The 13,180-nt window shown below is 46.3% G+C and carries 10 protein-coding genes, 1 other RNA gene and 1 pseudogene; 7 read left to right on the forward strand and 5 right to left on the reverse strand.

Going from position 1 to position 13,180, the window contains the following annotated elements:
• The 4 genes from ACX0G7_RS26655 to rnpB form a co-directional block, all read left to right on the forward strand.
• A partial coding sequence (locus ACX0G7_RS26655) for a polyprenyl synthetase family protein (RefSeq protein WP_458926598.1) occupies positions 1–891 on the forward strand: 891 nt, incomplete at its 5' end.
• Positions 892–933: 42 nt separating this feature from the next.
• Positions 934–2,670 (forward strand): amino acid permease, encoded by a 1,737-nt coding sequence (locus tag ACX0G7_RS26660; protein ID WP_458926599.1) that lies wholly within the window; start codon positions 934–936, stop codon positions 2,668–2,670.
• 322 nt (positions 2,671–2,992) lie between these two features.
• A complete protein-coding gene (locus ACX0G7_RS26665; RefSeq protein ID WP_458926600.1) occupies positions 2,993–4,012 on the forward strand; it encodes a Smr/MutS family protein in 1,020 nt (339 codons plus the stop codon).
• 7 nt (positions 4,013–4,019) lie between these two features.
• Positions 4,020–4,380, forward strand: an RNA gene (gene rnpB / locus ACX0G7_RS26670) — RNase P RNA component class A.
• Positions 4,381–4,423: 43 nt separating this feature from the next.
• Here the strand turns inward: rnpB and ACX0G7_RS26675 are convergent.
• From ACX0G7_RS26675 to ACX0G7_RS26690, 4 genes are read right to left on the reverse strand one after another with little or no spacing between them, the layout of a single operon-like run.
• Positions 4,424–5,335, reverse strand: a complete 912-nt coding sequence (locus ACX0G7_RS26675) for a CPBP family intramembrane glutamic endopeptidase (protein ID WP_458926601.1) — start codon at positions 5,333–5,335, stop codon at positions 4,424–4,426.
• A gap of 34 nt (positions 5,336–5,369) precedes the next feature.
• A complete protein-coding gene (gene plsX / locus ACX0G7_RS26680) occupies positions 5,370–6,335 on the reverse strand; it encodes a phosphate acyltransferase PlsX (RefSeq protein ID WP_458926602.1) in 966 nt (321 codons plus the stop codon).
• A gap of 34 nt (positions 6,336–6,369) precedes the next feature.
• Positions 6,370–6,561: a 50S ribosomal protein L32 gene (gene rpmF, locus ACX0G7_RS26685; protein ID WP_458926603.1), complete on the reverse strand. Its 192-nt coding sequence runs from the start codon at positions 6,559–6,561 to the stop codon at positions 6,370–6,372.
• A 35-nt stretch (positions 6,562–6,596) separates the two neighbouring features.
• Positions 6,597–7,139 carry a YceD family protein gene (locus ACX0G7_RS26690; protein ID WP_458926604.1) on the reverse strand — a complete coding sequence of 181 codons (543 nt, stop codon included), beginning with the start codon at positions 7,137–7,139 and terminating at the stop codon, positions 6,597–6,599.
• 190 nt (positions 7,140–7,329) lie between these two features.
• Between ACX0G7_RS26690 and ACX0G7_RS26695 the strand changes: the two genes are divergently transcribed.
• From ACX0G7_RS26695 to ACX0G7_RS26705, 3 genes are read left to right on the forward strand one after another with little or no spacing between them, the layout of a single operon-like run.
• Positions 7,330–9,708 (forward strand): TonB-dependent receptor, encoded by a 2,379-nt coding sequence (locus ACX0G7_RS26695; RefSeq protein WP_458926605.1) that lies wholly within the window; start codon positions 7,330–7,332, stop codon positions 9,706–9,708.
• Between the two features lie 18 nt (positions 9,709–9,726).
• The gene (locus tag ACX0G7_RS26700) at positions 9,727–11,169 is read left to right on the forward strand and encodes a phytoene desaturase family protein (RefSeq protein ID WP_458926606.1); all 1,443 of its coding nucleotides are present in this window, start codon (positions 9,727–9,729) and stop codon (positions 11,167–11,169) included.
• Entirely contained in the window at positions 11,169–12,428 is a 1,260-nt protein-coding gene (locus ACX0G7_RS26705; protein WP_458926607.1) for a YeiH family protein, read from the forward strand. Before ACX0G7_RS26700 ends, ACX0G7_RS26705 begins: the two co-directional genes overlap by 1 nt.
• 5 nt (positions 12,429–12,433) lie before the next feature.
• On the opposite strand, the pseudogene ACX0G7_RS26710 reads toward ACX0G7_RS26705, so the two are convergent.
• Positions 12,434–13,180, reverse strand: a pseudogene (locus tag ACX0G7_RS26710) (glucuronyl hydrolase); the annotation flags it as partial.

Here is a 13,180-nt window from a genome sequence, read left to right on the forward strand (position 1 = left end):
TCCCTGTACGAACCAAATGAATATTTCCTAAGTGTCAGCGGCAAGCGCATCAGGCCAGCAATGTGCCTGATGGGTAATGAGTTGTTTGGTGACATTGTTCCGGATGCATATGAGGTGGCGACGGCGATCGAGCTCTTTCATAACTTTTCGCTGGTGCATGATGATATCATGGATAAAGCCCCGCTTCGCCGGGGCATGCCCACACTTCATGAAAAATACAATTTCCCGACGGCTTTGCTGGCGGGTGATGTGATGTTGGTTGTAGCTTATGATTACCTCAATAAGATCCAGGGCCGGTTTCTCAACCCAATAATCCGGTTATTTAATAAAACAGCGCGACAGGTTTGCGAAGGCCAGCAGCTAGATATGGATTATGAAACCGTAGAAAGTGTTGACCTGGCTGCCTACATCGATATGATCGCTTTAAAAACTTCGGTCCTGATTGCCGGCTGCTTACAGATGGGAGCTATACTCGGAGGAGCGGGGGAAGCCAATCAGCAACACCTTTATGAATTCGGCAAAAATCTTGGTATTGCCTTCCAGATACAGGATGATTACCTCGACGCTTTTGGCGATCCCGGCAAATTTGGGAAACAGGTTGGTGGTGATATACTTGCAAACAAAAAAACGTTTTTACTGATCAAGGCGATGGAAAGTGCAGGACCGGAAGACAAAAAGGAATTACAGTACCTCATGAAATCGAATGTCCCTGATAAAGTTGAGAGGGTTCAGCAGATATTTCGCAATGCCGGGGTGAACACCTGGGCATCCAGCCTTAAAGAACAGTATATTACTACCGCCTATAAACATCTTGAAGATATCGCCGTCTTATCTTCCCGCAAAGAACCCTTAAAGGCACTTGCTCAATACCTGATCAAAAGAGATTACTGACAACTATATTCCATAAATTAACCGTCAAACAAAACAGCCGCAATGTCTACATCTTTATTCCGGAAAAAATCTATAGATAAGATCGTCAAAGAAGCTGAAGAAGGAATAAACGATGGACATGGCGGGGGCAGCGGGCTTAAAAAAATACTGAATGTCCGCGATCTGACGTTTATGGGGATTGCGGCGGTTGTTGGTGCAGGGGTATTTTCGACGATCGGGTCAGCGGCCTTTAACGGCGGCCCTGGCATCTCTCTGCTCTTTGTTATTACCGCAATAACCTGTGGTTTTGCGGCGCTGTGTTATGCAGAGTTCGCGAGTCGCGTACCCATTGCCGGGAGCGCATATACATACGCGTATGTATCCTTCGGCGAATTGATCGCCTGGATAATCGGGTGGGCACTGATACTCGAATATGCCATAGGAAACATAGTTGTTGCCATTTCCTGGAGCGGGTATTTCAATAACCTCCTTGAGGGCGCCACGAGGTGGTTCCAGGCGAATGGTTTTCCAAACTTTGATATCACTCTGCCCGCCTGGCTAACTGTAGATCCGGGCACTGCAAATGCCGCCTACAATCTCTCACAGGCGGCGCTGGATAAAGGGGAAACACTAACACCATCGTTGCAGTTCGCACGAAACGCCTGGGAACAGGCACCCATTGTTAATGGAAGCAGGATCTTTATCAATTTGCCGGCTTTTTTGATTGTTTGCCTCATTACCTGTATAACTTATGTCGGCATCAGGGAAAGTAAAAAAAGTACCAACGCCATGGTAGTTTTTAAAATTGCCGTCATCATTTTTGTGATTATCCTTGGTGCGTTTTCAGTGAACCCCCACAACTGGAGTCCCTTTATGCCCAATGGCATCGAAGGAGTGCTGAAAGGAGTTTCGGCAGTTTTCTATGCTTACATTGGTTTTGACGCCATATCCACAACTGCCGAAGAATGTAAGAATCCGCAACGGGATCTACCCAGGGGGATGATCTACTCGTTGCTCATCTGTACGGTGCTTTATATACTCATTGCCCTGGTACTCACGGGCATGGTCAACTTTTCTGAATTGAATGTCACAGATCCTCTCGCCTTCGTTTTTGAGCGGGTTGGCAAAGAGTGGATCGGTTATCTTGTTTCTATAAGTGCTGTTGTTGCCACAACGAGCGTGCTGCTTGTGTTTCAATTGGGACAGCCGAGGATCTGGATGAGCATGAGTCGTGATGGTTTGCTGCCAAAGGCTTTCTCGAGGGTCCACAAAAAATATCATACTCCCTATTTTTCAACTATAGTTACCGGTGTTATTGTGGCGGTTCCATCCCTCTTCATGCAAAGCAGCCTGATGTCTGATCTCACAAGTATCGGGACATTGTTCGCGTTTGTTCTTGTTTCGGCCGGTGTTCTTATGCTGCCACGACTGGGTGGAGGGGATCAGCGGTCGTTCAGGCTTCCATATGTAAACGGTAAAATTATAGTACCTGTATTATGTGCCATTTTCCTGGTGTTGTCCCGCGGGAGGATCCAGGAGGCCATTGAAAAACTGGGAAGTGATAGTCTCCAGGAAATTCTGTTTCTTGTATACGTGGTACTGGCCATCGTGATGGCGGTGCTCTGTTTTCTCAAAAACTTTTCACTTATACCTGTTCTTGGTGTCCTTTCCTGCGCATACCTGTTAATCGAAATTCCAGCCACTTCCTGGGTCTACTTTTTTATCTGGATGGCTCTTGGACTCACGATCTATTTCCTTTACGGCTACCGCAAAAGCAAATTGGCTGGACATCTCTATTAAATTGGCGATTTCTATGAAATCGCCGCGCCACCTCTATCAGATTGATGGGCGATCTGCATGAAATCGGCGGACCATCTCTACCAAATTGACGGGCGATCACCATGAAATCGGCGGACCATCTCTATCAAACTAACGGGCGATCTCTATGAAATCGCCGGACCGTCTCTATCAATTCGGCGAGCGACCTCTATCAATTTGATGGGCGATCTGTATGATACCGGCAGACAATCTCTATTAGTCCCTGCTGATAAATCCTGTCGTATCTTTGCAGTTAAATGACGGCCCTTTACAGCTGTCAAAAGAAGATAAAACGAACATAACAGTGAAATTTCAAATTGGTGACAAGGTAACAGTGCTTCATAGCAATGAAGAGGGCGAAGTGACGGGTATAATCAACGACAAGATGGTGATGGTTGATGTCCGTGGCGTAAGATTTCCGGCTCATACTGATCAGCTGGATTTTCCTTACTTCAGGAGGTTTATGGAACAAAAAGTGGTGCCTGAAAAAAAAGAGAAAAAGTTTATTGACCAGGTTCCAATAGAGAAAAAGAAAATAACGGAAAAAAAGGTCGATGGTGTATGGATAACTTTCATACCCGTGATCAGTTCAGATGATTTTGGAGATGATGTGGTTGACGAGCTGAAGGTTCACCTGGTAAACCGTACCCATGGTGTTTATAAGTTTTCATATGGGATCAACTATTTTGGTAAGCCCGATTTTGAGCTGAAGAACCAGATCCATGCATTTGAAGATTTTTATCTTCATGATGTACCGTTTGATAATCTTAATGACAGCCCGACGTTTCACTTCGACTTCGAACTATATCCTGAAGACAAAAACAAGGCAGAACATTTTGAGGCTTCCCTGAGACTGAAGCCCAAACAATTGTTCATGCGGATAGAAGAACTGAAGCAAAAGGGTGAAGCTACTTTCAGTTATAAATTGTTTGATGAATATCCGGGACGCGTTTATACCGAAAGCCTGGACCTCGACAAATTAAAGACCTCGGGCTACAAGGTGTATGATGCCGGCAAGGTGAAACAACACCTTGAGCCGGCAAAGTATGAAGTGGATCTTCACATCGAAAAGCTGCATCCTGATTCGGACACGATGAACAATTTCGAGATGCTGACGCTTCAGCTAAGTCATTTTGAAAAATACCTGGATCTTGCTATCATGCACCATCAGCGGGAAATGATTGCGATTCACGGAGTGGGTAGCGGCAAACTTCGTGATGAAATACACGAGATCCTACGCCTGAAAAAAGAAGTGAAGTTTTTCACTAACCGTTATCATCCGAAATATGGGTATGGAGCAACCGAGATAACATTTCAGTACTGATTTAAGAACTACAAACCGAGCTATCGCTCTCCGTAACAGGGGGGAGGAAAGTCCGGACAGCATAGGGCAGTGTACCGGTTAAGAGCCGGGTCCGTCTTGGCGGAACAGACAGTGCCACAGAAAATGACCGCCATGCAAATGGTAAGGGTGAAAATGTGAGGTAAGAGCTCACGATCCCTTGAGGTAACTTAGGGGATGGGTAAACCTTGCACGCTGAAATGCCATGTATACCAGCCTTGAGTGCGGCCCGCACGATCCCGTAAGTACGGGGCGGTTGGGTGGGTAGGCAGAAAGATCCTGTCAGTAATGGCAGGGCCAGATAAATGATAGTTTAGAAACAAAATCCGGCTTATGAGTTTGTAGTTTTTATCTGATTAGCTTCCGGTCCCCGGAAGCTTTTTTTGTTATTGATTAACGCAATACAAAACCAGCAAGCTCCATAAACATGCCTATCCCGAGATGAAGCAGCAAACCACCCCATACCGATCCGGTCCGGTAGCTGATCACACCGAGCATGATTGCGCCAACAAAAGAGCTAATGCACTCCACCAGTGGTTTACCGAAATGTATGGCGCAGTAGAAAGCAGCCATCGGGAGTATCGCGGATGGACCTGCGAACCGTAAAAATGCCAACACGAGAAAGCCCCTGAAAAAAACTTCTGCTGCTACGAAGTCAAACGCATATGAAATCTCAAAAATCAAAACAGTTAACCACGGCTGTGAGCTGTGATCCGCAATAAAGGCCACCTTTGAAGCCCTGGGATAGGATATGCCGAAGTCAGGCTGTAAAGCGGCAATTACCATAACAGGCACAAACAAAAGCAGGAGTATAAAAAAGGGACTTAACGAAATATTTCCCTTTCCTAAGCCGGTTATTGATTGCCGGTATGCACCGGCCTTCCTGACCACGAAGATCACCATGAGCATAAGGACGCATTTAAGGGGTGCATTCAAAATAATTGCCCAGTATCTGTTCCATGGTGCAGATAAAAAATTCGTGAGGGGAGAAGTGATCAGCCGTGACGACATGCGCCAGGCGAACGTAGCAGGCGCAAGTACCAACAGGGCCATGAATAAGGGTGAAGCAGATAGTGATTTCCTGGTGAGGTAGAGAACGAGGTAGCTGCCACCGAATAACAAAAAATATAAGAGGAGGAACCCGGTAAAACGCAGAACAGGATCCTGCACGCGCAGCAAATGAACCTCTATTTGAAAATGGTAATTAAGATAAATAAACACTGTGGTGAGCAGGGATATGAGCAACAAGCCTGTTTTGTTGAGTTCCCGTGTATAATCGAGAATATAACCAGCCAGTTGTTTCATTGCTTAAATGTAGTGACGGCCGGTAAAATTGTAATCACGCAGAAGGAAAAGTTGATTCAGCTGAGAGGAAGCTTTCTTTCATCTTTCCGGTCAGATCTATTTCAATCATCTTTTGAGCGAGCCGGATCATGTTATTGAAAGCCTTATCATGGGAGATACCATGGCCGATGATGACTGGTTTGGCAACTCCAAGTACGGGAGTGCCACCATAATTTTCGAAATTGAAACGGTCCAGGAATTGGTGATCAATGTTTTTCTGCCTGGTGATATCATATATCGATTCGGCCAGTTTTAAAATGACATTGCCAGTAAATCCTTCGCATACCATTACATCAGCCTTGTCAAGAAACACGTCCCTGCCCTCAATGTTGCCCGTAAAATTGATCTTATTGTTTGCCTTCAACAGGGGATAAGTTGCCTGCGCGAGAATGTTTCCTTTTCCCTCTTCCTCACCAACGTTTAATAAAGCAACGCGGGGGTTATTGGTACCAAGAATGTGTTGGGAATAAAGGGAACCAAGAATAGCGAACTGGTTAAGCTGTTCGGGTTTGCAATCGGCGTTAAGACCAACATCAACCAGGATACCGGCACCGCCATTATCCTTCGGGATCATGGAAGAGATGGTGGGACGAAGAACACCCGGAATTGCCTTTATGCTATAAAGCGCACCAACGAGCATCGCACCGGTATTGCCTGCACTGATAAATGCGTCTGTTGAACCTTTCGCCAACAAATGAAAGCCAATGGCTATAGAGGACTGCTGTTTTTCCTTAAGTGCTTTTGTTGGGTGCTCATGCATTCCGATCACCTGGGGGGCATGAATTACACGAACCTGGGGAGAGTTGATATTATACTCGCTCAGCAATGGTTTGAGCCGGGCCTCGTCACCAATCAAAAATAAAGTTGCCGGAGAATCGGCTTGAGATAAATATAGTTGAACACTTTTCACCGCTTCAAGGGGTGCAAAGTCTCCGCCCATCATATCTAGCCCGATATTCATCTCCGGCAAGCTACTATTTAAATTGTAAGAAAGCTTAGTTGACGGGAGATTTCTCGGCAACCACCTTTCCTCTGTAGTACAATTTACCTTCGCTTACATGTGCACGGTGACGAACATGGATTTCTCCTGTTGTACTGTCTTTGCTTAATGTTACCTTCTCAGCTTTGTAGTGAGTTCTTCTTTTAGCACTTCTTTGTTGGGAGTGCCGTCTTTTGGGATTAGGCATAATTCAAAAATTTATGTCTATATTATTTAATCTGTTTACTCAAGACCCTTAAACTGCTCAAGCCCTCTCCACAATGGATTTTCAGGTTTGTTATTTTCGGCGTCCAGTTTCTTTAACATGGCAAGAACCTCTTTATTACAATGTGGTCCTCCCATCTCTTCCGGCAAACACATGCGTTGCATGGGGATTGCCAGGTTTATAAATTCATAGATCAGATCGCCGATGCGCAGGTGGCTCTCATTTTTCGAAATATAGTGCACATCAGGATCTTCTTCCTGGTCATTCATTACTTCGGGATCGTCAACCATTTTTACGACGATATTGAACTCATCCCAAAGCTCCAAAGGCAAATCGTTACCACACCGGTCACAGGTGACCTCGAGTTTTCCGCCAACCTCAAATTTCAGCAGCATAAACCCGTTTTTCTTATCCAGGGTTAATTTCACCTGGGCAACGCAGTTTCTGAACTCCTGTTCCTGGTAGTCTGCAAAGAACTTGTCACTAATCCCGTATTCAAACTCATGAATACCCGGTTTCAAACCCACAAATGCTATATCATAGTTCCGGCGGTTGCTCATGAGCTTCCTTTTAAAGAGTTTGCAAAGGTATGGAAATCCTGCCGAAAATAAAGTGGCCGGTTCAAAATTCTTGTAAATTGGCGGCGGGGTCCCGAATATCAATGTCAAGTTAATAGTTTACAATCAATTGTGGCACAAACTTATTGATGTAAAATCGTGGTTGGACCCAATGTACTAATATCTTTGCAACATGATGAAACGATTACTGGGCCTTTTGATTTGTTTTTCAATATTTTTCCTGGTTTCTGCACAAAATGGTGACGCCGTCACCGGCAAAATTACCAATCGGGACGGGCAACCCGTAGCCAGGGCTGTGTTGACAGTCCTTAATACAAATATTGAGGCCGTTACAGATTCCGCCGGTGATTTTCGTTTCTCCGGTCTCGGGGCAGGCCGTTACGTGTTGAGGATAAACGCAAATGGTTACGCACTTGTTAACAAGGACTTCCAGATAGGTATCGGGAACGAAGTGAAGCTGGAAATAACATTGTCCGATGCGTCGGATCAACTTGACCAGGTGGTTGTTACCGCGGAAAAGAGGGAAGCGTCACTCCAGGAAATCCCCGTTAGCATCAGTGCGATCTCAGCAAGGCAGGTAAACCAGTACCGGCTTTGGAATCTCCGCGAGATTACGGCAATCGTTCCCAACCTTTTTTCGACAAATTCAGGTGATGACAGAAACGTTACCACTGTCCGCGGAATCGGCACCACCTCGTATGACCCGGCGGTTGCAACCTATATTGATGGTGTAAACCAGTTCGGGCTCGACACATATATAGCACAGTTACTCGATGTTGAAAGGATTGAAGTGCTAAGGGGGCCGCAGGGCACCTTGTATGGAAGAAACGCGATGGGAGGGGTGGTCAACATCATCACAAAACAGCCAACCAATACCTCAAGTGGGTTTGCGTCTGCCAATTTCGGCAATTATGGTCTGATGCGTTATGAACTTGGATACAAGACACCGATAATAAAAGACAAACTGTTTATTGGCGCAGCAGGTATGTATTCGCAGAGAAACGGTTATTACCGGAATGATTTCAACGATAAAACCTTTGACGATCAGCAAAACCTGGCTGGCAATTATTATCTCAAATACATCGCTTCACCCCGCTGGTCCGCCACCCTGAATGTTAAACATCAGAACAACAGGAACGATGGTGCGTTCCCGATGGTGGGAAGCCTGCAGGAAGCCCGTGACAATCCATATCGTCTGAATCAGAATGCAGTTGCAGAAATGAATGACAATACTTTCAATACTTCATTGTCTTTGCTGCATAGTGGCAGCAGCTTCAATTTCAGCAGCCAGACCTCATATCAGTCAAACCGCCGGTTTTATGATGCCCCGCTTGATGGTGACTTTTCACCGGCTGACATGTTTACCATCATCAATGATTACGGTGGTAAATGGAATAAAGTTAAAGTGTTCACCCAGGAATTCAGGTTTACAAGTCCCACCGCTTCTTCTTCACCGTTGAAATGGACAGCCGGGGCATATTTATTTCACCAGAACAATCCTGTAAAGCAGGCCACGCATGTCGGCAAAGACACTGCATTCCTTGGTGTGCCTGACGCAGAGTTCTCAACTATCAATACTTCAACCGGTAAAAATACCGGCGTTGCGGTTTTTGGACAGGGCACATATTCGATCACGTCCAAACTGGACCTGATTGCCGGGATCAGGTTTGACCAGGAGTGGAAATATCTTGAAGTGTTGGGTGAGTATCAGAAAGATCCTGATCCCAACCCGATCTTCGAAACCCGTCCGGATACAAGTGCGAAGGCAAATTTCAGTGCCTTCTCTCCCAAACTCGGATTGTCGTTCCGGGCCAATAATAACACCAAAGTTTTTCTTACCTATAGCCGTGGATTCAGAACAGGTGGATTAACACCGCTTGCCCAGGGTGGCGATCCTTCCCAGCCGCCACTTTATCCTTTTGACCCCGAGTATAGCGACAACCTTGAATTCGGTATCAAAAATACTTTCCTGGGTAACCGGTTAAGATTAAACCTCGCGTTTTTTGCGAGCCGGGTCACCGATGCCCAGGTCCCGACCCTCGTGCTGCCCGATGCAGTGACTATTACCCAGAATGCAGGCAAACTTAACAGTAAGGGTGCCGAGCTTGAAATAGCGGCAAATGTGATCAAGGGCCTCGAGATTGACTATGCCTTCGGTGTTACCGAAGCAACTTATAAAGATCTAAAAATCCCTGAGGATGGCGTCGAAGTTGATCTGAGTGGAAACAGGCAGATCTTCACACCAAGGTCTACCTCCATGCTGGCGGCACAGTATAGCCTTCCGGTTAAGCTTCGTTACCCTTTTAGTTTTGTGATAAGGGGAGAGTGGAGAAGACTGGGCGAACAATATTTTGATCTCGCGAATGACATCATTCAGCCATCTTTTAACCTGGTCAATGCAAGAGCGGGATTTACTTCCAGGAATTTTGAACTGATGTTCTGGTGGCGGAACATCGGCGGCAAGAAATACATCGCTTATGCGTATGACTTCGGCGCCGTTCACCTGGGCAATCCCGAAACACTTGGTATAACCGTTACAACCAGGTTTTAACACCGCCTGACTTTTTACATGCCAGACACAGAATACGATGCAGTGATAATTGGCGGAGGTCCGAACGGACTCGCAGCCGCTATCGCAATGCAGCAACAGGGTTTGTCTGTGCTGATCATAGAGGCTGCCTCAACCATGGGTGGAGGAGCGCGGTCTGCAGAACTCACAATACCTGGTTATGTCCACGACATCTGTTCTGCCATACATCCGCTCGCTGCCGGTTCGCCTTTTTTTCAGCAACTGCCGCTCAGTGATTTTGGCCTGGAATACATTTACCCGAGGATCAATGCTGCCCATCCAATGGATAACGGCGACGCCCCGGCGCTTTATTCTTCGATAGCTGACACTGCGGCACAATTCGGAATTGACAGGCAACGTTATCTTGAAGTTTTTACACCACTAACCGCGCAATGGCCGCAACTGTCCCGACAGTTACTCGGACCGCTTAGATTACCTGCCCATCCTTTACAGTTGGCGTCATTCGGAATGAAAGGACTTCAGCCTGCACTTTCATTTGCCCGGACATTTAAGACACCAGCGGCGCGTGCGCTGTTTGGCGGAATGGCGGCCCATTCCATACAGCCCTTAAGTAATTATGCGACGACGGCCTTTGGCCTTGTGCTCATGATTGCCGCTCATGCCCGGGGCTGGCCGGTGGCAAAAGGCGGCTCGCAATCTATTGTGCAGGCGCTCAGCGCCTATTTTCAATCAATCGGGGGAAAGGTCCAGACAGGGGTTGTTGTAAACGCCCTGAAGCAACTGCCAACTGCAAAAGCTATTCTCTTTGACACTTCTCCCGACCAGGTATTAAAGCTGGCGGGCGATCGCTTATCTGCCATCTACAAATGGCAATTGAAAAGATTCCGGTATGGTATGGGAACTTTTAAGATTGACTGGGCGCTTGACGGGCCTATTCCTTTCACAGCAATGAGGTGCCGCGAGGCGGTCACTATCCATCTTGGCAATACCTTAGAAGAGTTTAGCTTATCTGAACAGCAGACATGGGAAGGCAAACATCCGGACAATCCTTTCGTATTGCTTGCCCAACAGTCAGTCATTGATCCTGGCCGCGCACCTGCCGGGAAACATACAGCCTGGGCTTATTGTCATGTACCAAACGGTTCCGAAAAAGATATGACAACTGCTATCGAAAAACAGGTTGAAAGATATGCACCAGGTTTCAGGGATCTTATCCTTGCAAGACATACGATGAATACGAGCCAACTTCATCAATACAATCAAAATTATGTTGGGGGAGATATCAATGGTGGCGTAATAAATATTTCACAACTGTTCAGCCGCCCTGCGCTGAGATTCTCTCCATACCGGACATCTGCAAAAGGTCTTTATATTTGCTCCGCTTCAACACCGCCCGGTGGTGGGGTGCACGGTATGTGCGGTTATCATGCCGCAAAACAGGCACTAAAAGATATTTTTCACATCGATATTAAATCAATCTGATGGCCGAAGTACAAAAACGTTCATGGTTACACGAAGACTGGGTAGTGGTAGTGTTAGGATTTCTTGTAATTGTACTGGCCATAGCGGGAGTTAAACCGGCTGTTCCTGCTTACAGCTGGAGTGGTGCTGATGATCTGGCCGCTAAAATATTCACTGCAAAAAATCTTGGACTGATAGGTCTCCAGTTCCTTTTTGTTTTCCTGGTAGCGTTAATCGCAGCGTTGCTCACCGGCAAATCACTGAGGAATATGGCCATCGTTTTTCCGCTTATCTATATAATAACCATTGTTGCTTTGATTGTCGCCGGCAATGGTGCCGTTAAAAAGTTGAATCTTGAAGCGGTTATTTTCAGTCTTGCTTTCGGTTTGTTGATCGGTAATCTTTTCAAATTACCGGAATGGTTTCGTTCAGTACTCTCAGCTGAGCTTTTTGTGAAAATCGGACTGGTAATCCTGGGAACCTCTGTGATATTTTCCGACATCCTGGAGGCCGGTGGTTATGGGCTGCTTCAGTCGTTGATCGTCGTGTTATCAGTCTGGTATTTTGCATACTGGCTTTGCAGGAAGCTGAAGATAGACGAAGAACTCACCATGATGATCTCCAGCGCAGTTTCCATCTGCGGGGTATCTGCAGCAATCGCAACTGCAGGGGCCATCAAGGGAGACACTAAAAAGCTTTCTTACGTCATTTCGCTGGTGTTGATAACAGCAATACCGATGATGATATTTATGCCTTATCTCGCCAAGTATTTTGGACTCACCCAGGAAGTGACGGGTGCGTGGATCGGTGGAAGCATTGATACCACGGGGGCTGTGGTGGCGGCCGGTTCACTTGTTGGGGATACTGCGTTGAAGATAAGTTCTATCGTAAAATTTTCCCAGAATCTGCTGCTGGGTGTTGCAGCGTTCGCTATATCCATTTACTGGACCTATACAAATCACGCCAATGCAGCCTTGCCTGATGGAAAGCCGACACTCGGAATCATCTGGGACCGGTTTCCAAAATTTGTTCTTGGTTTTGTAGCTGCCTCACTGGTCTTTTCATTTCTACTGAGCCCTGCAATTGTTGCCGATGTGAAAGACAGCCTTAAAAATGTGCAGACACTATGGTTTGTACTTGCATTTACAAGTATCGGACTGGAGACAAATTTTTCGGATCTGCTGAAGAACAGTAATCGCAAACCACTTTATGCGTTTCTTATCGCGCAACTGTTCAATATCATCATTACGCTGGCTGTGGCCATGATCCTTTTCGGATAACGGTCCTATTGATTTTTGTAAAACATGTTCCAGTACCTCCACAATGCTTCGATGAAATAATAGTCGGCGTAGGTTAATGGTACATCCACTTCAGAACCCTGTGGGAAATGGCCAACACTATGCATCAGGATGTACCCGCCATTTTTGCCGGCGGGGCCTTTATAGCCGGCAGTTCCCAGTGTTTTTAATATTGCTGTAGCAGCGCTGATATATTTGTCCTTATCCTTACCATCGGTAAATGTTGACAGTTCCAATAAGGCCGAGCTCATGATGGCCGCCGCTGAAGCGTCGCGCAGCGCATTAGGGATACCCGGTGCGTTGTAGTCCCAGTAAGGGATTTTATCCTTGGGCAAATTGGGATGATTCAACATAAATGCCGCAATCTTTTGCGCCTGTTCCAGATAAGTTTTTATACCTGTTTCCCGGTACATCATAGTATAACCATAGAGGCCCCAAGCTTGTCCCCGGGCCCAGGCTGATGAATCTGATGCCCCTTGTGCCGTCTGCCTTGCCAGCACCTTGCCTGTCAGCGTATCGTAGTCAACCACATGGTAAGAGCTGTTATCAGGACGATAGTGATTTTTGATGGTAGTGTTTGCATGATTTACTGCCACCTTATAATAGGATGAATCACCGGTGATTTTTGTAGCCCAGGTAAGCAATTCGAGGTTCATCATGTTATCAATGATCACCGGGTACGCCCACTTGCCGTGATCCCATGACTTTATCGTTTGTGTCTTAGCGTTATACCT

It is taken from the genome of Flavitalea antarctica, assembly GCF_054461535.1.

Excerpts from the sequence above, each read along its gene's own strand:
- ACX0G7_RS26675 (WP_458926601.1), bottom strand. The coding sequence starts at position 5,335 with ATGAAACAACTGGCTGGTTATATTCTCGATTATACACGGGAACTCAAC.
- ACX0G7_RS26705 (WP_458926607.1), top strand. The coding sequence starts at position 11,169 with ATGGCCGAAGTACAAAAACGTTCATGGTTACACGAAGACTGGGTAGTG.
- plsX (WP_458926602.1), bottom strand. The coding sequence starts at position 6,335 with ATGAATATCGGGCTAGATATGATGGGCGGAGACTTTGCACCCCTTGAA.
- rpmF (WP_458926603.1), bottom strand. The coding sequence starts at position 6,561 with ATGCCTAATCCCAAAAGACGGCACTCCCAACAAAGAAGTGCTAAAAGA.
- ACX0G7_RS26660 (WP_458926599.1), top strand. The coding sequence starts at position 934 with ATGTCTACATCTTTATTCCGGAAAAAATCTATAGATAAGATCGTCAAA.
- ACX0G7_RS26695 (WP_458926605.1), top strand. The coding sequence starts at position 7,330 with ATGATGAAACGATTACTGGGCCTTTTGATTTGTTTTTCAATATTTTTC.
- ACX0G7_RS26690 (WP_458926604.1), bottom strand. The coding sequence starts at position 7,139 with ATGAGCAACCGCCGGAACTATGATATAGCATTTGTGGGTTTGAAACCG.
- ACX0G7_RS26700 (WP_458926606.1), top strand. The coding sequence starts at position 9,727 with ATGCCAGACACAGAATACGATGCAGTGATAATTGGCGGAGGTCCGAAC.